The organism is Wolbachia endosymbiont of Phyllotreta cruciferae, assembly GCF_918697765.1.
Classification (GTDB): Bacteria; Pseudomonadota; Alphaproteobacteria; order Rickettsiales; family Anaplasmataceae; genus Wolbachia; species Wolbachia pipientis.
This window is the reverse complement of the sequence record NZ_OU953855.1, coordinates 1,086,168-1,107,368: the sequence shown is the minus strand read 5'-3', so window position 1 is coordinate 1,107,368 and position 21,201 is coordinate 1,086,168. Positions and strand designations below refer to the sequence as shown.

Here is a 21,201-nt window from a genome sequence, read left to right as displayed (position 1 = left end):
CGTATGCTACAAGATTTTTTAACTGATTTTAATAATGCAAAACTGCAGAGCAGTTTAATACCGAAAGGTACAATAGTCAAGGTAAAAATGGCAATAAAGCCTGGAGGTTATGAAAATTGGTTCACTAAAAACTACACTACTGGCAGTATCTATTTAAATGTAGAATTTACCGTCACTGAAGGCCCATATGCAAAACGCAAGATTTTTCAGATTATAGGTATCAAAAATGGCAAAGCAGAAGGTGAAGAAGACATCTGGGGAGAATCTGGACGTTCTATGCTGCGTAGTATTTTGGAATCATCCAGAAATATTCATGCAAATGACACTTCAGAGAAAGCAGTTACTGCTAGAAGAATAAACTCTATAGCTGATTTCAACGATTTAGAGTTTACAGCAAAAGTAGGCGTTGAAACTAATAATACATACGGAGATAGAAATAGGATTACTACAGTTATTACTCCAGAATTACAAAAAAATTTTCAAGATGATTGGTTGCCATTTTGAAGTATGACGAAGGAAAGTTGTGGGCTGCTGTTATTACTAGAGCTATTCAGGATGCAGCAGGAAAAAACCCTAAACTTAAAAAAGAGGCTTGTCAATGGATTCGCTCACGATCTTTTGAAACTGTTTGTGAGCTGGCTAATCTTGACTTTAAACGTCTAAAAAATATGTTGAACAAATTTGGAATAAACAAGGAGAACTTTATGGATTTTTCATCTAAAAATGCTTTGAAAATAAAATCGTTATTAATTAATAATATCAAAGATTGTTTATCTTATTTGTTGCCTGATGGCAAATCTTACCAAGATAAATTCTATATTGGAAGTAGAAATGGAAATAAGATAATAGTTGAAATGGAAGGAGAAAATGCAGGAAATTGGTACAACCTGATCGAAGAAAAGAAAGGAAATATAATAGACCTTTGGACTTTAGTTAAAGGTAATATAGATTCTGCTGAAACATGGTTGAACGGTAAAGATGAAAGAAGTTCCATATTACAAGAAAAACAAAACGAAGGAAAAGCATTTTCTGTAAATCATTACTTAAATGACAAATCACCAATGCCACAAGATATAATAGGCCCAAGAATTTTGACACCAGGTGGTCTTTTGGTCATAGGTGGTACTCCAAAGATTGGCAAAAGTCATTTTCTTCTTTCTCTATTAGTACATCTGGCCGCAGGAAGATCATTTCTTGGCATGAAACCTACAAGACCGCTAAAAATATTCTATCTACAAAATGAAATGGAATATGATTATATTAGAGAACGTATACAACAACTCAATAAACTTCCTCATTTAGCAACAGAAAACTTAGTTGTGACGAACAAGATGAATTTGACCTTAAATGAAGAAGGTATAGAAAAAATAAAAAATATGGTAGAGGAAAAGTTTGATTTAGTTGTGATTGATTCTCCTTATAATTACGTTAACTATGGTCTACAGCATGCAATAGAAAAACTACGTTCCAAGATTAATCCTATGGCTGGAATAATCATCACAAATCACACCAAAAAAGTATCTACCTCTACATTGGAAAAGAATCCATTTCAAGCTCTCGTTGGTGCTAATGCTTTAAGAAGTTTTTATACATCTGGAATAGTAATATTTCAACCCAATAAACGTACAAATATCTTGCAAGTAGTATATGAACTTAGAAACGGTAGATCTATACCAACAAAATTCATCAACAAGATTAATGGATGTTGGAAATCTGCTAACGTTATAGCTAGAACATAAAAATTCTTCAGGTAGGTATGGATATTTATTGTTCACAAAGAAATGGACATTATAAATTATTAGGGAAGAAAGAACAGTTAAGAACTCAACTCCTATCAAATATAAGGTCATGTCTTTCTTATTTACTGCCAAGAGGAACTTTTCGTGGTGATAAGTTCTATGTAGGTGATCTACAAGGCAATAAAGGACAAAGTATGATAGTGGAGTTAACTGGCAGTAAAGCCGGATTATGGCATGATTTTTCTACCGGAGAAGGAGGAGATATTTTTGATCTTTGGGCTGCTGTTACTGGAAAAAATCAATTTACTGATACGATAGAAGATATTGCTAAGTGGATTGGTTATTCGGAAAAAAATAACACTCTGGGGCAACCAACGGCATCATGGAACTATTACGATAAAAGTGATCAAGTGATTGTTACAGTTTATCGTTATAACACTGATTCAGGAAAAAGATATCTTCCTTTTGATGTAAAAAGGTCTAGTTTTACTCTACCAGAGACCAGGCCTTTATATAATATTCCAGGTATCATGAAATCTGATAAGGTAATTTTAGTTGAAGGTGAAAAGTGTGCAGATGCTCTGATAGAGCAAGGTATGACTGCCACAACTGCAATGTTAGGAGCAAATGCACCAATAGAAAAAACAGACTGGTCACCACTTAAGGGTAAGCATGTTATTATTTGGCCAGACAATGATGAACCAGGTAAACAATATGCTGAGAAAGTTGTGAAAAAGCTTACTTTTCTTGGTGTTTTATCACTTACTCTTCTTGAAATACCGGAAAATAAACCAAAGGGATGGGATGCGGCAGACGGCATACAAGCAAATATAGATATTTCTGAATTCATTGAAAGTAACTCGAGAAAAGTAATTGTTAAGCAATTGCTTAATATTCAAGAATGGAGCATAGAACGTTTTATAGGTCCAGTACCAGAGCAAAAGTTTCTTGTTGAAGGGTTATTTCCTTTAGGAGTGACATCTATTCTAGCTGCAATGGGAGATACTGGTAAAGGTATGCTTCTGCTTGATTTAGCACTGAAAGTTGCGAGTAGAAAAGATCAGCCATGTGGTTTTGGTCCTTTAGTTACTGAACATGGATCTGTGGTAATTTTCTCAGCAGAAGATGATATGAGTGAAATACATCGTCGTTTGGAGCGTCTTGACTCACAATGCGAGAGATTAAAATATAAAGATAGGCTCTTTATTGTACCATTACCAAATGTTAGTGGATCACTTACAATCATAAAGAGTGTTTCAGGTAAAGTGATAGAGACTTCTCCTGAATTTGAATCGATAACAAAACAACTTAATAAAATAAAAGACTTAAAATTAATCGTATTTGATCCACTTGCATCATTCGTGCATGCTGATTTAAATACTGACCCAGCCGTAGGCGATTATTTGATGTCTTTATTATCTGATTTAGCAGGTAGCACTGGAGCATCAATAATTACTGCCCATCATATGAGAAAGCCAAAAAGTGAAAAACCTATATCGACTGTTGAGCAAGCACGTGATGCCATTAGAGGTACATCTGCTCTTGTTAATGGTGTTAGGTGTTCATACGCTTTTTGGTCTGTGGAAGATGCAGCTAAACCGACAATTTTTAAATCAATAGGAGAATCTGTAAGACAGAACGCATTATTTTATGGAGCAATTGTTAAAGCAAACGGTTTGGCTGATCGCACTTTACGCACTTATTTAAGAAATGAAGAAACAGGATTGTTAGAGGACATAACTGAAAGATTAAGAATAAAAAATATGAACGAAAAAGATTCAAAGCAGCATCTTATAACTGCAATTACACGAGCAGCAATTTCTGGACATCCATTTACCCATACAGGAAGTACAGGAGTGTATAAACAGCGGCATAGACTACCTGAGGAGTTTCACAGTATAGGAAGAGATAGAATGGAGCGTATAGTTCAAGAGCTGTTACAAGCACGGAAGTTGGTTAAAGGAATGGCTACTGGTTCAAAAGAAGATAAATGGCTTGACATTCCTAGCGGACCATTTGCTCGCGGTGTTGGAAAGTTTAGCTGTGGAGCTGAGCTATTCTCCTAAAAAATTTTCCTGATATAAAAAAATATTTTGATTTTTGCGGACGAATTTTGAACTCACCGTACATATATAATATAGGGGGCTTAATTAAAAATGTCAATACTCACACAGTCAGGAAGAGCAGCAATAGCAGCCAGCATCAAAAAGCAATCTATCCATCTTGCTTGGGGAACAGGTGATTCAAGTTGGGAAAGTAGCCACAAAGTAGAAAAAACTTTCGTTAAGGGTGAAATAAAATTTGATCATCAACCTATTAAAGATGTGAAGGTTTTTACAGGGCAAACAACTTATCAGCCAAGTATTGACTATACAGTTAATGGCAGTACTGGTGTAATAAAACTTACGGAAAATAGCTCTATTCCAGTAAGTGATAAAGTTACTGTAGAGTATAGTGAAAGCACACCACCAGAGCTGATAACTTCTGAAAAGCTGCTCAATGAACTTGGCAGACGTACTGCAGACGAAGTGCTATTCTGCACAGGTGATGAAAACGGTGAACTTATAACTCCATCTGGAAGGTTTAGGCCCTCAAATGTACCAACTAATAATCTCTATCTCAAATTTACTTTCGATTTCACAAACGCAGCAAATCAAGTTATACGGGAATTAGGGGTTATGGTTGGTACTAAAGTAAAAGAAGAATTACCTATAGGACAGAGATATTTTGAACCACAAGATATAGAAGACCCAGGGATCTTATTAGTTTTAGAGCATACAGTACCGCTCATTAGGACTTCAGCAACCCGGGAAACTTTTTCGTTTGTAGTGACATTTTAGAAAAAGAGAAAAAAGATGACCTTAAATAGCTATTATAACCGCTTTAATCCTGACAAAGAATACGAAAAAAGTTTGTTCCTGGCAGGAAGAGGTCTACAGTCTGCAGAATTAAACGAGACTCAGGAGTATGCTCTCTCTAAGCTTAAAGGCATAGGCGATGCAATATTTCGTGATGGCGATGTTATAACAGGAAGCAATTGTATTATAGATGGGGAAACTGGTAAAGTTACACTTGAGTCAGGAAAAATCTATCTTCGTGGAGCAGTTAGAAAAGTAGAAGCAAAAGAGTTTGTTATTCCACTGAGTACCACAGTGCGTATCGGTGTTTATTATCTAGAATCTACGATTACAGAACTTGAGGACGAAAATCTTCGTGATCCTGCTGTTGGTACACGTAATTATCAAGAAGTAGGAGCTGCAAGACTTAAAGTTTCCACCATTTGGGGTTATCAAGCAGAAGGTGTTTCTTCCACTTTTTCTGTAAATGGCGAATTTTATCCAATTTATAACATTGAAAATGGAGTATTGATAGAACATTCACCGCCACCACAAGCAAATATAGTAACTACTGCTCTTGCTCGTTATGACAAAGAAGCCAATGGTTCCTACGTCGTAAATGGTCTTGAAGTAATGTTCCTGCAAAAGGAAGAGGGAGAAGGAGGAAAAAAAATATTTGTGATTAATGAGGGCAAAGCTCATGTTGATGGCTATGAGATTGAACTTCCTCACAGTATTCGTGTTTCTTTTGATGAAGATCCGGATATAAAATCAGTTGAATCAGAACCACATACTTTTCAGCCAAATAGCCAAAGAGTAATGGAACTTAAAGTTAATGATTTTCCAATAAGTGAAATTAAAAAAGTAGATATAACCGTTCAAAAAACCATTACCATTACTCATGGTTCATATTCAGGAGCTGTTGATCCAATACCTGACTCTGCAGTACTTGAGATTATTCAAGTTAAACAAGGCAATGTTATTTATGAAAATAGTATAGATTACAAATTAAACGCAGGAAATGTTGATTGGTCATTACCAGGTAAAGAACCAGCTCCTGGAAGTAGTTATCAAATAACTTACCGCTGTCGTACTCATGTAAGTCCTGAAGATATAAGTGAACAGGGATGCAAAGTAAAAGAAGCAGTTGATAACAGCTTGGTTTTGATTGATTACACCTGGAAAATGCCCCGCTATGATTTAATTACTATCGATAGCAAAGGGGTGGTAAGAAGAATAAAAGGAATTTCCCACTCTTGGAGACCATCGATGCCTAAAGCACCTAGCGGACAACTTTTGCTCTGCTACATTCATCAGACATGGAAAAACGGAGAAAAAGAAGGGGTAAAAATAGTGAATAATGCTATTCATGCTGTACCGATGAATGAGCTTGAAGCAATGAAAAAAGGAATAAATGATCTTTATGCGCTGGTTGCACAGGAACGTTTACGCAGTGATGCAAATTCAAGAGAACCTACAACGAAAAAAGGAGTATTTGTTGATTCGTTTTTTGATGATGATATGCGTGATCAAGGAATTTCGCAGTCTGCAGCAATAGTAAACAAAGAATTAATTTTACCTATAGATGTGGAAATTATTGATGTTGAAAGAGGTAAAGAACCTTATCTTTTACCTTATAAACTTGAACCGGTACTGGAGCAGCTTTTACAGACTAAAGGAGAAAAGATCAATCCATATCAAGCTTTTGATCCAGTTCCGGCACAAATTACTCTAAATAAAAACATTGACCACTGGACAGAGGTTACCACGAATTGGAAAAGTCCAGTAACCAGAGTATTTAATGTTAAAGAAACAACAGAGCTGCTGTCAAGTACCTCATACGAAACTGAATTTATGAGAGAAGCAGTACAGAATTTTGAAATTGAAGGTTTTGAGCCAAGTGAGAAGCTTAAAGAGATAAAATTTGACGGAATAATTATTCAACCTATAGCATAAAAATATGTTAATAGTTAACAATCAAGGACAAATAAGTGGAAAAATAAAAATCCCAGCAAATATTCCAGCAGGTACTAAATTAGTACAGTTTTATGGTGATAAAGGAAGCTATGGAGAAGCAACGTACACTGGTAAAAAAACTATTACCATAGAAGAGAGAAGAAGAGTTATCGCAGCAAGAAGAGTTGATCCTTTAGCGCAAACATTTACTTTAAATGAGAGCAGACACATAGGAGGTCTAGAGTTATGGTTTATAAATAAAGGCAAAAAACGTGTTGTTGTGCAGATTAGAGAAACAGCAGTGGGAATGCCCTCGCAGACTGTCATTGCTGAAAGTTATATTGAGCCAAAAGATATAAAGATAGATGGCACAGCAACACGTATAGAATGGTCACCAATGTTTTGCCATGCAGGAGAGGAGTATGCGATAGTACTACTTACTGATGATGCAGATACTGCAGTAAAAATAGCAGAGCTTGGCAAGTATGATGCAGTAAATAGCCGTTGGGTAACAAGTCAACCATATCAAGTAGGAGTATTACTGTCATCTAGCAATGCAAGCACCTGGACTCCACATCAAAATTTAGATTTAACGTTTCGACTACTAGCTGCAAAATTTAGTGAAGTTTCTCATGTTGTTGACCTGGGCAAAGTTACTGTAAATAATGTATCAGATTTAATTGTTTTGACGAACGTCGAAAAAGTAGCATTTGATACCAATGTAGAATTTATCTTAACAGATGAAGAGGGAAGAGAAAACTTTTTGTCTGATAATTTGCCGCTCGCGCTGCGTGAAAGAATAAATGGGGAATTAACGGTAAAAGCAAGCCTAAAAGGAGGGCGAGAAAAAAGTCCTGTTCTCTATCCTGGGTTACAGCTAGTTCTGGGTAATCTTTCAGAGTTCGGAGATTATGTTACAAGAAGCATTACAGCAGGAGCTAACACTAAGATTACCATAACATATGATGCGCTGATACCTGGCACTGCAGATGTTAAAGCATATGTACAAAAAAACGTGGATTGGCAATTAGTAAATTTAACATCAGGAAAACCAATTGGAGAAAATTTGGTAGAGAGAACTCATGTGCTATCAAATTTTAATGGTAATGATACAAGGATAAAATTGGTTTTAAGTGGAACGGTTGTCTATCGTCCAAAAGTCAAAAATCTACGAATCATTATCACTTAGCAGAATGTCAGATGATAAAACAAGTAGAGGATACTCTTTGCCTCATCCAGAAAACATTGCTGTGCAAGATGTTGTTCGTATCCGTACCACAATTAAGAAAATAGATGAAGATATTACCGAAAGAGAAGATGAGCATAATCAACTTAAGAGTAATTTTGAGCGGTTTAATTTTGAGACTTTTTTAAATTTTTGGAAATGAAAGAAGCAATATACCAAAGGATAAAGGATTTAGCAGCAAACAGCACACCTGATCAACTGGCATATCTTGCAAAATCGCTGGAATTGATAGCAGATAAAAAAGCTATTGCTGACATTGTGCAGATGACTGAGGTAAAAGAGATAATTGATGCACTACAAAAGAGGCTTAAGGATTTAGCAGCAAACAGTACACCAGATCAATTAGCATATCTTGCTAAAGCATTGGAATCAATAGTCGACAAAAGTGCAGTTTCTGAAATTGTACAGATGACTGATGGTAAGCTAAAAGAACTTCTTGATAGTGCAAAAAAACACTTAACTGATCTGGATAATAAAAAAGCTAGTTCTTTAGCAGTGATCTCTGAATCAGAGAAGCAGTTATTAAAGAGAATTGATGAAAAAGGAACAACAAATTTATCGCTACTTGATACGAGAAAGAATGCCAATATTGCAGCAATAAATAGCATTAGTAATAGTCATAAAGATGGTCTTAAAGGTTTAGTAGAAGATTTTCGTGCTGTTAATAATGTACCATCTGGCTCATCAATTATTGGGGAAATAGAAACTCGTGATAACCAATTAAAAACATCCCTGATAAATGAGGTAAAAACTCGGGATGAACAGTTAAAAGTGTCTCTTATAAATGAAATAAGAAAGCGCAACATGGTTGAACCAGGGTCATTACCTTTCTTATTTGGTGTACTTGGCAGAAAAAATAATTATTTTGGCCACGGAACTTTTACGACAGAGCTTGGAAAGTGGAGTAGTGATATAACAAAAACTGACTATATGTTACAACTACTAGCAGGTAGCCATACGTACAATACAGATTACGTTAGTTTTTATCGGCCAAGACAACTAAGTTTTATAGAGGGAAGTAAAGGAACATTTATTTACGGAGAGTTATGCACAAAAAGTTTTTCGGGTAGTTATGATGAGATATACTATTACCCGTATGCTGCACTTGGAGTAGTATTTGTAAAAAATACAACCAATGTGAACATAAATAAGACAATGGAATTTGTTGGATCATCGTATTCGAGTACGGAGTATGGGGGAGCAGGATTATTTGTGGGAACTCCTGATAACACTAATTCTAATAAATCAAGTATTTCAAAAATAGTATGGAAAAATGTTTACCAATACACGAGTTCTGATAGCAAGTTGGCCGGATCTGGTAATGTGGAGATTCCAGCAGGAAAAACAGTTGCAATATTACTTTACACATCATCTTATCTGTATTCCAGAACACAAGTTAGTCAAGGTATGCTTGCATCAAATTATGTACACAACTATGGTCAATTTATTCAGTGGGGGATTTATAACATACGTAGCAATTTTCTCACCACAGGGCTTGAGGTAGATGTGGAAAGGACGCTCAGGGGTTGGCAATGTCCAGGGTTAGAACGAACTGATCAAATATGGCAATGAGGAGGAATTTGTGACTATTTATATACGTTTTGAAAACCACAAGCAGATTGAAACAACAACACTTGAAAACAAGCTAACTGGAAATGATTGGTATGAAGCACCAAAGAATTTTGACTGGCAAAAAAGTTATTGTTTAACAGAAGGAGAGAAAATTGTTGAAAGGAATAAGGAAGATATTGAGCTGGAGTTATTGGAAAATGCGAAACTTTCTGCACTTGATAGTGTGCGTTTTTATTTTAATAACTATACTAACGAATACGCTGGAAATTCTCACCAAAAAGCTAAATCGTATCAAATACAAGAAAAAGCCGCAAAAAGCATTCTAGCAGCACCAGAGTCTATAAGTAAAAAGGATACAGAAATTATAGAACCATTAGCAAAAGTCCGTGGTATTACAGTTATTGAAATGGCAAGAATAATTGAAGAAAAAGCAAAAAAAGCAGTAAAAGAAATAATTAAATGTGAAGAGTTGGAAGACATTACCAAGAAGAAAATTGCAGAAGCCAAAAGTAAAAATGAGCTAGAGAACTTACTAAACGATTTTAAACAAAAGATACAAAGAAATGGCTGAAGAATTTTTACACGGAGTAAATGTTATTGAGGTAACCTCAGGAGCAAAGACAGTACGTACAGCTAAATCATCAGTGATAGGTGTAATTGGTACTGCACCTGAAGCTGATGAGCAAAAGTTTCCGCTAAATAAACCAGTGTTAATTGCAGGAAGCTTAAAAGAAGCAGCAAGACTTGGAAAGAGTGGCAGTTTACCTTCTGCAACAAACGGAATATTTTCCCAGATTGGTGCAACAGTAGTAGTTATTCGAGTTAAAGAAAGTGAAAACAGCGATTCAAAGCTCAAAGAAAGTGAAACTATCCAAAATATAATTGGCGGTGTTGATAAAGAGACTGGAGAGTATCAAGGGATAGAGGCATTCCTCAGTAGTGAAAGCATAGTTCATATTGCTCCAAGAATATTAATTGCACCTCAGTTTACTCATCAGTTACCTGAAATAGATGGAGTAAATCCAGTAGTGAGTGCTTTAATTTCCATAGCAGAAAAATTAAGAGCAATTATTGTTGCAGATGGACCAAATACTAATGATGAAGAAGCAATAAAATGGAGAAAAAGTGTAGGCAGCTCAAGAGTTTACGTAGTTGACCCTTGGGTTAAGGTATTTATTGAAGGAAAAGAAGGAACCTTGCCAGCAAGCCCATTTGTAGCTGGTTTAATAGCAAAAGTAGATAGCGAACAAGGATTTTGGCACTCACCTTCAAATAAAGAGATAAATGGTATTGTTGGAACAAGCAGGCCTATTGATTTTACGCTCGGTAATACAAATTGTAGAGCAAACCATTTAAATGAAAATGAAGTAACAACGATAATTCATCAAAATGGCTATAGGCTTTGGGGAAATAGAACATGTTCAAACGATTCGAAATGGGCTTTTCTATCAGTAAGGCGCACTGCAGATTTAATTAACGATAGTTTACTTCGAGCTCATCTCTGGGCAGTTGATCGCAATATCACAAAAACTTATATAGATGATGTGATTGAGGGGGTGAATTCTTACCTTGCAAGTTTAAAAGCGCAAGGAGCAATTATCAGTGGAAAATGTTATGCAACTCCCGAACTCAATACACCGGCAAATATTGCAAGCGGAAAAGTGTCTTTTGATTTTGAGTTTACACCGCCATATCCAGCTGAGCAAATAATATTCAGATCCCATCTTGTAAATAATAGTGTAATAAGTTAGGAGAAAGCGAAGTGTTACCCAAAATACTGAGAAATTTTAACGTATTTGTAGATGGTCGTGGTTATGCAGGAAAAATAGATGAAATTACGCTACCAAAGCTTACCATAAAAACAGAAGAGTACCGTGCTGGTGGTATGGATATTCCAATAAATATTGACATGGGCATGGAAAAGCTTGAAGCAGATTTCACTTTTGCTGAATACGATACAGAGCTCTTTCGGCTATTTGGGTTGATAAATGGAAATTCGGTATCTTTGACGCTCAGAGGTGGAATGCAAGGTAGTGGAAGTAATGATATTGGAGCAGTAATAATCAATTTAAGAGGCATTTTTAAAGAATTTGATTTTGGTAACTGGAAACCTGCTGAGAAAGCAACGCTGAAATGTACTGTAGCTGCCCATTACTATAAACTTACTATAGGCGGTAATGAGCTGATAGAAATCGATGCTGAAAATATGATTAGAAAGATAAATGGCGTTGATCAAATGGCCTTGCTACAAACGATTCTAGGGATCTAATATGGTTGACAAAATTACATAAAAATGTTAAAATATAAGAAGTTGTAGGTATATAGTTAATATGGATTCTAAAGCTCATACAAATTCCATAGAGCAGCTAACTGGTTCACTTGTTAGTGTAGCACAATCTCAAGACAAGTCCGTTTTAAAGTTATTAACTGAATTAATGGAAGAAGAAATTGAAGATATGGAATTATCTAAGATTGCTGACGAACGCTATAAAGAAAAGAGGGTTAAACATCAAGATGCCTTCTGGGATTAAGCCTTACAATATAGACTATTCAGAATCTGTTATAAAGAAAGACATTCCGGCTCTTCCAGCAAAAGTAAAGTTAATGATTAAGAAGGCAATAATGGAGCGTCTAACAGTTGATCCAATTGGACTTGGAAAGCCATTAAAGCATAACTTAAGTGGACAACGTAGTCTACGAGTGAGGTATACTTTATTATATAGATGTACCAGAACATACAGTAGTTATTACTTCAATTGAACACAGAAAAGATTCTTATCAAAGCTAATCCTATTTATAGCACCATACAAAGAAATTAGTTATGTAAAAGCCGATATAGACTTTTATTTAATTAACTTTTTAAGGAGGAACATGCAAGCTATAACACTTAATAACCCAATAACAGTTGATGGAATTTCTGTCTCAGAACTTACTGTTAGACGTCCAAAAGTTAGAGACTATCTTGCAATTGAACGCTTAAATGGTAGTGACCTTAGTAAAGAAGTAACTTTGACTGCTAATTTGACATCAGTTGCAAAAGAAGCAATTGAAGAGTTAGATATTGCTGATTATGTGAAAATTCAAGAGGTATTAAAGGATTTTTTTTCACCGATTATCCAAAAAACTTGAGATTAGAAGTATTAATGTTCAGCTCTGTTGTAGGAGGCGGGGTTGAACAAATACTTGATATGGAGATTAATGAATTTATCTTATGGCATAAAGCAGCGAGGAAGGTACAATGTCAACATTATCTATAAAAATCGGAGCAGTTTTAGATGGCAGTTTCAGTACTGTAATAAAAGGAAGTAGCAGTCAACTTACTCATCTTGGTGAGAATATAAGAAAGCTTGACTCATCTTTAAAATCAGTATCAAAGTTTAAGCAGTTAGGTCATGATGTTTTGACTAGCAAGAGGTCATGGAAAGGCTTTGAAGATCAAGTAAAATCTTTAGCTAAACAAATGAAGGCAATAGAGAAACCGAGCAAAACTTTAAAAGCAGAATTTGACAAGGCCAAAACCTCTGCAATAAAAGCAAAAGAAGCATATTTGAAAAAGAGAGATGCTTTGCATTCATTTAATGAAGAAGTAAGAAAAAGTGGAAGAAATATTAAGTACTTAGTAAGTGACCAACATAAACTTGGCTCTTCTATTGAAGTATTAAAAGGTAAGTATGGTAAGCTTGGATCTGCAATACGTAGTCACCAAAGTTTTTTAGCAAGCAAAGCACATTTTAAGTCACAAATTATAGAGACTATTGGGCTAGGGCTAACGCTTGCAGCTCCAGTTAAAGTTGCAATTGACTTTGAAAGTGCTATGGCTGATGTTACAAAAGTGGTAGATTTTAAAAAAGGGACGGATGAAGCAACTAAATTTGCAAAGAAGTTAAAAGAGATGTCACGTACTATACCATTATCAGCCGCAGAACTGGCACAAATAGCTGCAAGTGGTGGTCAACTTGGTATCAAGAAAGAAGATCTTTTTATGTTTACAGAAACAGTGGCAAAAATGTCTACAGCATTTGATATGTCTGCAGAGCAAGCAGGTGATTCTATAGCTAAACTCTCTAACGTTTATGGAATTGATGTTAGTAAAATGGAATACGTTGGTAATGTAATCAATCACTTATCAGATAACACTGCTGCCAAAGCAAAAGATATGGTTGAAGCTCTAGCAATAGTTGGTGGTACTGCAAAACAATTTGGTCTTGACATCAAGGAAACAAGTAGTTTAGTAAATGCCTTCGTTAGTTTAGGTAAACAACCAGCAAAAGCTGCAACTGCTATAAATGCTCTACTTAGTAAACTTCAGACTGCTGAAGAACAAGGAGGGGATTTTAAAGCAGCATTAGAGCAAATGGGAATAACTGCAGAAGAAATAGTACAAAGAATAAGCGAAAACGGCGAAGAAGCATTACTCTATTTTTTTCAAACTCTAAAGAAAATGGATAACCAGGAACGTTCTACAATCCTTATGAAACTTTTCGGTCAGGAATATCAAGATGATATTGCATTATTAGCTGGAAGTTTTAATAAGTATGAGGATGCAATAAAGTTATTGGCTAATACAGAAAAGTACAAGAGCTCTCTACAAGAAGAATTCAAAAATCGTGCAGACACTACAGCTAATAAATTACGACTTCTTCGAAATGCAATAGCTGAAGTTGGTATGAACCTGGGCTCAGTGATGTTGCCTACTTTAAAATCTATAGCTGAATTTTTACAAGAAAAAACTAGATATATAGCAGAGTTTGCAGAAAAATATCCAACTTTAACCACGGCGATCATGGGTACTGTAGCATCCTTGATAAGTTTAAAAATTGTAGCAGTAGGACTAGGATACGGATTTACATTGCTAGGAAGTACGATTTTTAGTCTGAAAGCAAACCTACTTGGAGTATTTTCATTTTTATCAGCTACAGTTTTTCCTGCAGTAGTAACAGGACTAAGAGCAATAACACTCGCTAACCCTATAGGACTTTTAGTTGCTGGACTTGTTACTGGTGCAGCTCTTGTTATAGCTAACTGGCAAAAGGTGAAAGACTTTTTCTCTAGCTTGTGGAAATCACTCATTGAACCTATAGGAAAAGCTTTTTCATGGATAGGGGAAAGTGTATTTGGAAAAGTATTGGAAAATAGCCCACTGAAAGAATTTGAAAAAAGAAAAACTGAAATAAAAGCAGTCCATACTCCCATAAAGAGTAATATTCTCAACAGTGGAAATCCTGTGCTAGGTAACAGTATAATTAAAGAATTTTCAAAGAGAAATAAAAATAGCTTCAGAGTCAAAAGCCTTATTGAGGAGACAGAGAGCGATAAGATATTTGCAAGGAGTAAGTTTGAAAATAAAGAACAAAATAAAACTCAGAACATCACTAATAATTACACTATCAGCATTAAAGCAGAACCTAACCAAGATGTTCGTAGTCTTGCAGATGAAGTAATAAAAAGGATAAGAGAAAAGTCACGTGATGTTTTATTTGATACGGTAGAGACATTTTATTGATGCTATCTCTTGGTCCGTATAAGTTTGCTCCCACAAGTTTAAAGTATAGCAGAGAAAATCGTTGGAGCACGATTGAGTGTATTGAAAATATGCCACTATTACAAAATATCGGTCAAGGTGTAGAAAATATAGATTTAGAAGGAATGATTTATCTGCATAATCTCAACGGGCTAAATCAATTAAAGAGTGTGAAAGAAGCTGAAAAACCACATATTTTAGTAGATAGTTTAGGTAATATTTTAGGACAATTCGTAATTACTAGGTTAGAAGAAAAGCAGATGTATTTTTTACCTAATGGACTACCAAGAAAAGTTGAATTTAGTTTGAGTTTAAAAAGCTATAGATGACTGTATACTATGTGAGTAAAGAAAATGAGATGTTAGATCTGATTTGCTGGAAACATTACGGATTTACTGATGGAGCAGTGGAATTAGTACTAGCAGAGAACTTAGGTTTGGCAGAATACGGAAGCTTTTTGCCTGCAGGATTAAGGATAAAGCTTCCTACTATTAAGAAAATAGTACAAAAGTCAAAATTAAAGGTCTGGGAATAAATGCAGCCAGATTTTATAATAGATAAATGTGAATCAATTAAAGGTAGAGTTATATCATTGCACCTTACAGATGAATCAGGAATAATAGATGATGTAGTTGAAGTGTGTGTTGATTACAGGGATGAAGACATAGATATTCCGAATGAATTGAACATAGCACTAGGTTATAAGGAATTTGGAATCTTTCCAATGGGTATATATACAGTCAACGAAGTGACTATACAGGGTCCACCTAAGACTCTACTAATCAAAGCTCATGCAACAAATTTAAGAATATCTTTGAAGGCAAAAGTATCAAAAGAATGGCGCCAAATTACCATAGAAAACTTAGTAAAAGAAATAGCCCAAAAACATGGATATGGATACAAAGTCGCTAAGGAATTTAAGAATGTATTGATACCCCACATTAATCAGGCAGATGAAAGTGATATAAGTCTGTTAACAAAGATCGCAACAGAGCGTGAAGCAATGGCAAAATTAGCTGGTGGGTATATATTGTTTATTTCAAAGAATATGGCAAAATCAGCCACAGGAAAAGCTTTAGGAACAACGACTATTAGACCTCAAGATACAATTAACTGGAAAGTACATTTTACCGTACGTGATAAGTATAATTCAGTAGTGGCAAAGTGGCATAGCTATGAAAAGGGCGAAACTATTAAAGAAACAGTTGGTAGTAGCGAGCCAAGTTATATTATGCTGGAACTTTACTCTAATGCAGAGTCAGCGCTGAGTGCAGCAAATGCCAAGTTGAAACAATTGAAGCGTAACAATGAAGCTTTAGATATAACTATGCCTGGTAATCCTCAAATTTTTGCAGAAGCTAAACTTAATCTTATAGACTTTAACCAAGCGGTAGATGGTGAATGGATAGTTAATAGAGCGGAGCATACTTTAAATAGCTCAGGTTACCTTACTATGTTGTCAGCATCTTTGAGTAAGTAATGTTAATAAAAAATGAGTAAATGATCTATTTAATATTAAAAAGATGTTGAATATGGATAAATTGGGTCAAGATACAAAAAACAAGCTGCATTTTTGGTGGCTTATAACAGTAATAGTATGTATTATTGCTACCTATTCCTACATGAAGGCAAAGGCTGCAGATAATTATAAAACGATATTACGCATTGCTTCTCAAAATTGTAACTTAGAGACTGTAAAATTCTTAGTAGAAAATCTATTAGATATTAATGTGCAGATCCCTAAATTAACAGCACTACATTATGCTGCAGAAGAGGGATGTGCAGAGGTTGTAAAATTCCTAGTAGAAAAAGGAGTTGATATAAATGCTACGAAATATGAAAGATGGACACCTTTACATGCAGCTACATATGAAGGCAAATTGGAGATAATTAGATTTTTATTAGACAAAGGTTCAGACCCTACCATTAGAGATACAGATGGAAAAACACCAAGGAAAATTGCTGTATTAAGATCACGGCATAATAAGGACAAACCTTATGATGAAATCATTAAGCTACTTGCAGAAGCAGAGGACCGATACGAATCAACAAAAAGTAATCACTAAAGCTGTAAGTTTTCTATAATCTGCATATAAATTTCCAAAACTATCCATAACAAGTTAATATTTTCACATGAAAAAGCAAAAAATCCCAATAGCGGTAATAATAACAATAGTTCTACAGACTGTAGGATTCATATGGTGGTTGGCAAAACTTGACTTACGTGTACACATCCATGATAAATTTATAGAAAAAAACCAAGGACTAATCGAAATAGTCTATCGACTTGAAGAGAGAGTGAAAAACCTCACTGAAGAAGTCAACGAACTTGAAGCTATTCACAAACACAAATAAATTTTACAGTGACAAAGTACATTTTATCTGTAGATGGAGGTGGCATTAGAGGGATAATACCTGCCATTATTCTAGCAGAAATTGAATCTAGGACAAAAAAGCCAATTTCCCAGATTTTTGATTTAATGGCAGGAACCTCAACCGGTGGGATTATTGTTGCTGGACTTTGTAAAAGCAATAAACTTCAATACTCTGCCAATGATTTGGTTGAACTTTACCAAGAGTATGGAGCATATATCTTTCAATCATCATTTTGGAGAAAATCAATTGCTTCTTGGCTGAGTGGTTCTCAGTACTCATATAGAAATATGGAATTTATTCTCAACAAATACTTTGGTGAAAGTACTATGGCCGATGTTGCGAGTAATCTACTACTCACCAGTTATGACATTCACAATAGTTGTGAATTTTTCTTCAAAAGTTGGAAAGAAAAAAACATTAAGTTGAAAGATGCACTCAGAGCTACAACAGCTGCTCCAACGTACTTCACACCAAAACGTCTGAAAATTAGCCAAACAGAGAGAGTATTGATAGATGGTGGAGTGTTTGCAAATAATCCAGCGGCTTGTGCATATGCAAGTGGTAAGAGGTTATTTCCAAATGATGAGATTATACTGCTATCAATAGGCACTGGTGGAACAGATAGAAGTATAAAGTATGCTAACTCAAGGAAATTTGGCAAAATAGGGTGGATCAAGCCACTACTGAATGTGATGTTTGCCTCTGGATTGGATTGTGTTGATTATCAACTAGAACAAGTAATAGACGATAAATATATAAGAATACAATCGCAATTGAAAGTAGCATCGACTGAGATGGACAATATTACACTCAAAAATATCAAATCTCTTCAGCAAGAGGCAAATGCAATGATAGAGGACAACCAGAAATTAATAGATAAACTTTGCGATTTCATATCTTAATTTATACCAAGCAAAATTCAACTGAGCCAAAAAAGTTGGTTAGCAAATTCTGCTGGTTAAATCATTAACTAACTTTACTTATATCTTAAACACATTCAATTTTCACACTCACCCAACTCATCAGCAGTTAGGCCACTTGCTCGCACAATAATATCAATAGCAACACCTTCCTTAACTAGATCTTTTGCAATCTTGATTTTCTCTGCTTTTTTAACCTTTTCTTTACCAGTTTGCATTCCTTCAGATAAAGATCTGGCTACCGTATCCAGTAATTCTTGATCCTCAATTTTTTCGCATTTACCTATAAACCCAAAAACTGGCTCATTTTCATATTCTGTTAGTCCAAGAGCTTTAATGTTAACTGATAATGTCTTTGCTATCTTATATAATATTTCAATTGGAATGTCTGTATATCCTCGTTCATAGTCGTGTATTTCTTTAGGTGTTGAACCGATTTTATTTGCCAAGTCCTCCTGAGTGTATTCCCGTATTAATCTCTGCTCTTTTATCCTTTTCCCCACTTTGTAGAGTATAGAATCAGTACAAATTTCTTTCTCTATATCATCATATTCATAAGTAGATAAGCGAGTCACTTGGGAAATAATATCAACTGAAACTCCTTCTTTCACTAGATTCTTTGCTACTTCTATTTTCGCTTCTTCTTGGCTAATTTTCTCGCTAATATATACAAACCTTACTAATGGATACAGCTTCTTGCGTAATTCCTGATCCTTAATTTCTCTATGTATTTTTGTTAGATAGACTATTTCTTTATCCTCATCTTCATACCAACTGTTTTCTCTTAGTACTGTTGGTCCTGGAAGTAGATCTATAACATTGACTGACAATGCTCCTGCTATTATATACGATTCTTTGATTGTAATAGCCTTGCACCCTAGTTCAAAGTTATGTATTTCCTTATGTGTTAAACCAATTTTTCTTGCTAATTTTGCCTGAGTATACCCTTGTACGATCCTACAACCTTCTATTTTTTTCCCTAGCTCGTAGCTTACTGAGCCAACATGCTCTGAATTATCATAGATAAATCCTCTAAAAGCTGTTTTTCCTACAGAAGCAAACATATATTCTATCACAAAAAAATCCACTATTGGCTAAGTTTTTATGAAATCACAAAAATTTCTCAATCATATAATTTGATAAGCCTGTCGTTTGCAAGATAATATCAACAGAAATTCCTTCTTTCACTAAATTCCTTGCAACTTCAATCTTCTTTTCCTCTCTGACCTTTTCTCTACAAACATGTATACCTTCAAATAAAGACTTGATTAGCATATCGCGTAATTCCCGACTCTCAATCTTTTTGTATTCTTCTATCAAATTTGATAGCTTTTCTTCCACTTCTTCATCTGATTCGGGAAGTAGATCTATGATACTGATTGATAATACCTTTGCTATTTCATCTAACATTTCAAGTGAAACAGCAGCTCGTCCTTGTTCATACTCGTATATTCCTTGATTTGTTATGCCAACTTTATTCGCTAAATCTTTTTGTGTATATCCTCGTATCAATCTCCACTCTTTTATCCTTTGCCCTACTTTGTATGGAATGGGAATTTTGTTCTCCTCATACTCACCAATAGATAAGTTAGTTGTTCGAGAGATAACATGAGCAGAAACTCCTACTTTCATCAAACCCCTTGCTACTTCTATTTTTACCGCTTTTCTGCTTCTTTCCTCGCTCAAACGAATAAATTTGGTTAATAAATAAAATACCTTGCTTAATTCTTTATCTTTATAACCCTTTACTAAATTTAATATTTCTTCATCTTCAAAATATCTTTTTTCATTTGGTAGCGTCTCTCCACAAACTAGACCTTTAACATTTACTGATAATGCTTCTGCTATAGCATATAATTTCTTAATTGGAATTTTACGACTCCCTTTTTCATATTGCAGTATTGCCCAGTACTTTACACCAACCTTCTCCGCTAAATCCTTCTGAGTATACCCTCTCTCTAACCTCCAACTTTTCACTTTTTGCCCTACCTCTAGACTTTTTTCCATACAAAGAACCATACATATAATATTTTCTACTATAGCTCAAAGGCTCCAGATATAATGGTAGACTCTGGAACCTTAAAATAAATGAATTAAAGCCCCCTAAAAGTTTCTTTACTATTTTCACGTACTTTATCTACCCATGAAGACAATTTTTCACTTGGGCTATCAACCTCCTTCATAAGCTGCTTGCTATTCCATATGCCACATCTCATAAAACTTCCCTTTTCTACTGCTTCTTTAAGTTTTACTCCAGCAAAAAGACAATTTTTTCCTATTTCTTCGCCTCTTTCTTGTAATTTAGACCACATTTCCTTATTTTCTACTCTGACTTGTACTTGATCATATTTTTTTACATCGTGGTACAATATAATATCTAGCTTACCAATACTTGTAGGAAATTCTAATATAATAGAGCTTCCATCTGACATATCGATATAGTTTCTTATACCTCCCTTCTCACTTTTAACCTCAACTGCATCATTGCCAATTTTTAAAATATTACTTCCTAGCTCTCTTTTTGCTTCCAGTATTTTGGCTACCTCTACCTTGCTATCCCCAGAAAATTCTATATACGATGTTGTATTATCTATTTCAACATCTATTAATTCTCCTTCTTGCACAGCACTTTCGCCAGCTTTCTCTAGTTCTTCTAGTCTCTCATCTATATGTGGCTGAACTTCTGGTTGTAGCTCATTATAGATTTCACCTATCAATTTATTCTCCAATAAAGTATCATGAAACTCTGCACCGTTTAGCATTAATTTACGTATTAGCTTTTTACGATCAGCCTTATCAAATTTATGAAAATGTGTGCCCAGTATCACATATTCCGCGAAGCTCCACTCTCCATCATTACATGCATTTAGCCTTGCTCCAGCAGCTAGTGCTTCGTCTACAACCTTGTGCAGTTCATTTGGACTTTTTGCTCTTACCACAGCACTCTTAAACCCTTACTATTACCCACAAATAAAAACATAGTATTGTATTTACTCAAATAATTTAATTTTATTAACCTGAAAGCTTATTAGAT

At 35.0% G+C, this 21,201-nt stretch carries 22 protein-coding genes and 1 pseudogene; 20 read left to right on the top strand and 3 right to left on the bottom strand.

The annotated features are described in order from the left end of the window. The first annotated feature begins 3 nt into the window (after nucleotides 1–3). The 20 genes from NL281_RS05125 (at nucleotide 4) to NL281_RS05030 (ending at nucleotide 18,149) form a co-directional block, all read left to right on the top strand. Nucleotides 4–504: a hypothetical protein gene (locus tag NL281_RS05125; RefSeq protein ID WP_010962695.1), complete on the top strand. Its 501-nt coding sequence runs from the start codon at nucleotides 4–6 to the stop codon at nucleotides 502–504. Beyond that, entirely contained in the window at nucleotides 501–1,739 is a 1,239-nt protein-coding gene (locus NL281_RS05120; protein ID WP_253303057.1) for an AAA family ATPase, read from the top strand. The genes NL281_RS05125 and NL281_RS05120 overlap by 4 nt, the downstream gene beginning before the upstream one ends. Nucleotides 1,740–1,756: 17 nt before the next feature. Then, nucleotides 1,757–3,805 (top strand): AAA family ATPase, encoded by a 2,049-nt coding sequence (locus NL281_RS05115; RefSeq protein ID WP_253303056.1) that lies wholly within the window; start codon nucleotides 1,757–1,759, stop codon nucleotides 3,803–3,805. 90 nt (nucleotides 3,806–3,895) lie between these two features. Then, nucleotides 3,896–4,579 carry a hypothetical protein gene (locus tag NL281_RS05110; protein ID WP_141456755.1) on the top strand — a complete coding sequence of 228 codons (684 nt, stop codon included), beginning with the start codon at nucleotides 3,896–3,898 and terminating at the stop codon, nucleotides 4,577–4,579. A 15-nt stretch (nucleotides 4,580–4,594) separates the two neighbouring features. After that, nucleotides 4,595–6,532: a DUF4815 domain-containing protein gene (locus tag NL281_RS05105; protein WP_253303055.1), complete on the top strand. Its 1,938-nt coding sequence runs from the start codon at nucleotides 4,595–4,597 to the stop codon at nucleotides 6,530–6,532. A gap of 4 nt (nucleotides 6,533–6,536) precedes the next feature. Continuing rightward, entirely contained in the window at nucleotides 6,537–7,721 is a 1,185-nt protein-coding gene (locus NL281_RS05100; RefSeq protein ID WP_253303054.1) for a hypothetical protein, read from the top strand. A gap of 4 nt (nucleotides 7,722–7,725) precedes the next feature. Beyond that, the gene (locus NL281_RS05095; protein WP_015589010.1) at nucleotides 7,726–7,920 is read left to right on the top strand and encodes a hypothetical protein; all 195 of its coding nucleotides are present in this window, start codon (nucleotides 7,726–7,728) and stop codon (nucleotides 7,918–7,920) included. Beyond that, nucleotides 7,917–9,350, top strand: a complete 1,434-nt coding sequence (locus tag NL281_RS05090) for a hypothetical protein (protein ID WP_253303053.1) — start codon at nucleotides 7,917–7,919, stop codon at nucleotides 9,348–9,350. The genes NL281_RS05095 and NL281_RS05090 overlap by 4 nt, the downstream gene beginning before the upstream one ends. A gap of 10 nt (nucleotides 9,351–9,360) precedes the next feature. Beyond that, on the top strand, nucleotides 9,361–9,921 hold the full coding sequence (locus tag NL281_RS05085) for a hypothetical protein (RefSeq protein WP_253303052.1): 561 nt from the start codon (nucleotides 9,361–9,363) through the stop codon (nucleotides 9,919–9,921). Next, the gene (locus NL281_RS05080) at nucleotides 9,914–11,101 is read left to right on the top strand and encodes a phage tail sheath subtilisin-like domain-containing protein (RefSeq protein ID WP_253303051.1); all 1,188 of its coding nucleotides are present in this window, start codon (nucleotides 9,914–9,916) and stop codon (nucleotides 11,099–11,101) included. Before NL281_RS05085 ends, NL281_RS05080 begins: the two co-directional genes overlap by 8 nt. A gap of 11 nt (nucleotides 11,102–11,112) precedes the next feature. Continuing rightward, nucleotides 11,113–11,619 carry a phage major tail tube protein gene (locus NL281_RS05075; RefSeq protein ID WP_253303050.1) on the top strand — a complete coding sequence of 169 codons (507 nt, stop codon included), beginning with the start codon at nucleotides 11,113–11,115 and terminating at the stop codon, nucleotides 11,617–11,619. A 61-nt stretch (nucleotides 11,620–11,680) separates the two neighbouring features. Continuing rightward, complete coding sequence (locus NL281_RS05070; RefSeq protein WP_253303049.1) at nucleotides 11,681–11,881, top strand: hypothetical protein; 201 nt, start codon at nucleotides 11,681–11,683, stop codon at nucleotides 11,879–11,881. 340 nt (nucleotides 11,882–12,221) lie between these two features. Continuing rightward, nucleotides 12,222–12,479, top strand: a complete 258-nt coding sequence (locus NL281_RS05065) for a phage tail assembly protein (RefSeq protein ID WP_010405430.1) — start codon at nucleotides 12,222–12,224, stop codon at nucleotides 12,477–12,479. A gap of 109 nt (nucleotides 12,480–12,588) precedes the next feature. Next, entirely contained in the window at nucleotides 12,589–14,853 is a 2,265-nt protein-coding gene (locus NL281_RS05060; protein ID WP_253303048.1) for a phage tail tape measure protein, read from the top strand. After that, entirely contained in the window at nucleotides 14,853–15,200 is a 348-nt protein-coding gene (locus NL281_RS05055; RefSeq protein WP_015589018.1) for a phage tail protein, read from the top strand. The genes NL281_RS05060 and NL281_RS05055 overlap by 1 nt, the downstream gene beginning before the upstream one ends. After that, a complete protein-coding gene (locus NL281_RS05050; protein ID WP_253303047.1) occupies nucleotides 15,197–15,406 on the top strand; it encodes a tail protein X in 210 nt (69 codons plus the stop codon). The genes NL281_RS05055 and NL281_RS05050 overlap by 4 nt, the downstream gene beginning before the upstream one ends. After that, entirely contained in the window at nucleotides 15,407–16,351 is a 945-nt protein-coding gene (locus tag NL281_RS05045; RefSeq protein WP_253303046.1) for a contractile injection system protein, VgrG/Pvc8 family, read from the top strand. Between the two features lie 52 nt (nucleotides 16,352–16,403). Then, nucleotides 16,404–16,937, top strand: a complete 534-nt coding sequence (locus NL281_RS05040; protein ID WP_155968672.1) for an ankyrin repeat domain-containing protein — start codon at nucleotides 16,404–16,406, stop codon at nucleotides 16,935–16,937. Between the two features lie 67 nt (nucleotides 16,938–17,004). Continuing rightward, on the top strand, nucleotides 17,005–17,226 hold the full coding sequence (locus tag NL281_RS05035) for a hypothetical protein (RefSeq protein ID WP_015589022.1): 222 nt from the start codon (nucleotides 17,005–17,007) through the stop codon (nucleotides 17,224–17,226). An 8-nt stretch (nucleotides 17,227–17,234) separates the two neighbouring features. Next, a complete protein-coding gene (locus NL281_RS05030; protein ID WP_019236454.1) occupies nucleotides 17,235–18,149 on the top strand; it encodes a patatin-like phospholipase family protein in 915 nt (304 codons plus the stop codon). 95 nt (nucleotides 18,150–18,244) lie between these two features. Here NL281_RS05030 and wmk (NL281_RS05025) read toward each other — a convergent pair whose 3' ends face one another. From wmk (NL281_RS05025) to NL281_RS05015, 3 genes and pseudogenes are all read right to left on the bottom strand, one after another. After that, nucleotides 18,245–19,231: a WO male-killing family protein Wmk gene (gene wmk, locus NL281_RS05025; protein ID WP_253303728.1), complete on the bottom strand. Its 987-nt coding sequence runs from the start codon at nucleotides 19,229–19,231 to the stop codon at nucleotides 18,245–18,247. Between the two features lie 46 nt (nucleotides 19,232–19,277). After that, nucleotides 19,278–20,174 (bottom strand): WO male-killing family protein Wmk, encoded by an 897-nt coding sequence (gene wmk, locus NL281_RS05020; RefSeq protein WP_253303045.1) that lies wholly within the window; start codon nucleotides 20,172–20,174, stop codon nucleotides 19,278–19,280. Nucleotides 20,175–20,260: 86 nt separating this feature from the next. Further along, a pseudogene (locus NL281_RS05015) lies at nucleotides 20,261–21,118 on the bottom strand (hypothetical protein); the annotation flags it as partial. Nucleotides 21,119–21,201: the final 83 nt, after the last annotated feature.

Coding starts and splice junctions, on each gene's coding strand:
- NL281_RS05055 (WP_015589018.1), top strand. CDS start 14,853: ATGCTATCTCTTGGTCCGTATAAGTTTGCTCCCACAAGTTTAAAGTAT.
- NL281_RS05070 (WP_253303049.1), top strand. CDS start 11,681: ATGGATTCTAAAGCTCATACAAATTCCATAGAGCAGCTAACTGGTTCA.
- NL281_RS05100 (WP_253303054.1), top strand. CDS start 6,537: ATGTTAATAGTTAACAATCAAGGACAAATAAGTGGAAAAATAAAAATC.
- NL281_RS05090 (WP_253303053.1), top strand. CDS start 7,917: ATGAAAGAAGCAATATACCAAAGGATAAAGGATTTAGCAGCAAACAGC.
- NL281_RS05060 (WP_253303048.1), top strand. CDS start 12,589: ATGTCAACATTATCTATAAAAATCGGAGCAGTTTTAGATGGCAGTTTC.
- NL281_RS05045 (WP_253303046.1), top strand. CDS start 15,407: ATGCAGCCAGATTTTATAATAGATAAATGTGAATCAATTAAAGGTAGA.
- NL281_RS05095 (WP_015589010.1), top strand. CDS start 7,726: ATGTCAGATGATAAAACAAGTAGAGGATACTCTTTGCCTCATCCAGAA.
- NL281_RS05115 (WP_253303056.1), top strand. CDS start 1,757: ATGGATATTTATTGTTCACAAAGAAATGGACATTATAAATTATTAGGG.
- NL281_RS05050 (WP_253303047.1), top strand. CDS start 15,197: ATGACTGTATACTATGTGAGTAAAGAAAATGAGATGTTAGATCTGATT.
- wmk (WP_253303728.1), bottom strand. CDS start 19,231: ATGTTTGCTTCTGTAGGAAAAACAGCTTTTAGAGGATTTATCTATGAT.
- NL281_RS05110 (WP_141456755.1), top strand. CDS start 3,896: ATGTCAATACTCACACAGTCAGGAAGAGCAGCAATAGCAGCCAGCATC.
- wmk (WP_253303045.1), bottom strand. CDS start 20,174: ATGGAAAAAAGTCTAGAGGTAGGGCAAAAAGTGAAAAGTTGGAGGTTA.
- NL281_RS05065 (WP_010405430.1), top strand. CDS start 12,222: ATGCAAGCTATAACACTTAATAACCCAATAACAGTTGATGGAATTTCT.
- NL281_RS05040 (WP_155968672.1), top strand. CDS start 16,404: ATGGATAAATTGGGTCAAGATACAAAAAACAAGCTGCATTTTTGGTGG.
- NL281_RS05125 (WP_010962695.1), top strand. CDS start 4: ATGCTACAAGATTTTTTAACTGATTTTAATAATGCAAAACTGCAGAGC.
- NL281_RS05105 (WP_253303055.1), top strand. CDS start 4,595: ATGACCTTAAATAGCTATTATAACCGCTTTAATCCTGACAAAGAATAC.
- NL281_RS05080 (WP_253303051.1), top strand. CDS start 9,914: ATGGCTGAAGAATTTTTACACGGAGTAAATGTTATTGAGGTAACCTCA.
- NL281_RS05035 (WP_015589022.1), top strand. CDS start 17,005: ATGAAAAAGCAAAAAATCCCAATAGCGGTAATAATAACAATAGTTCTA.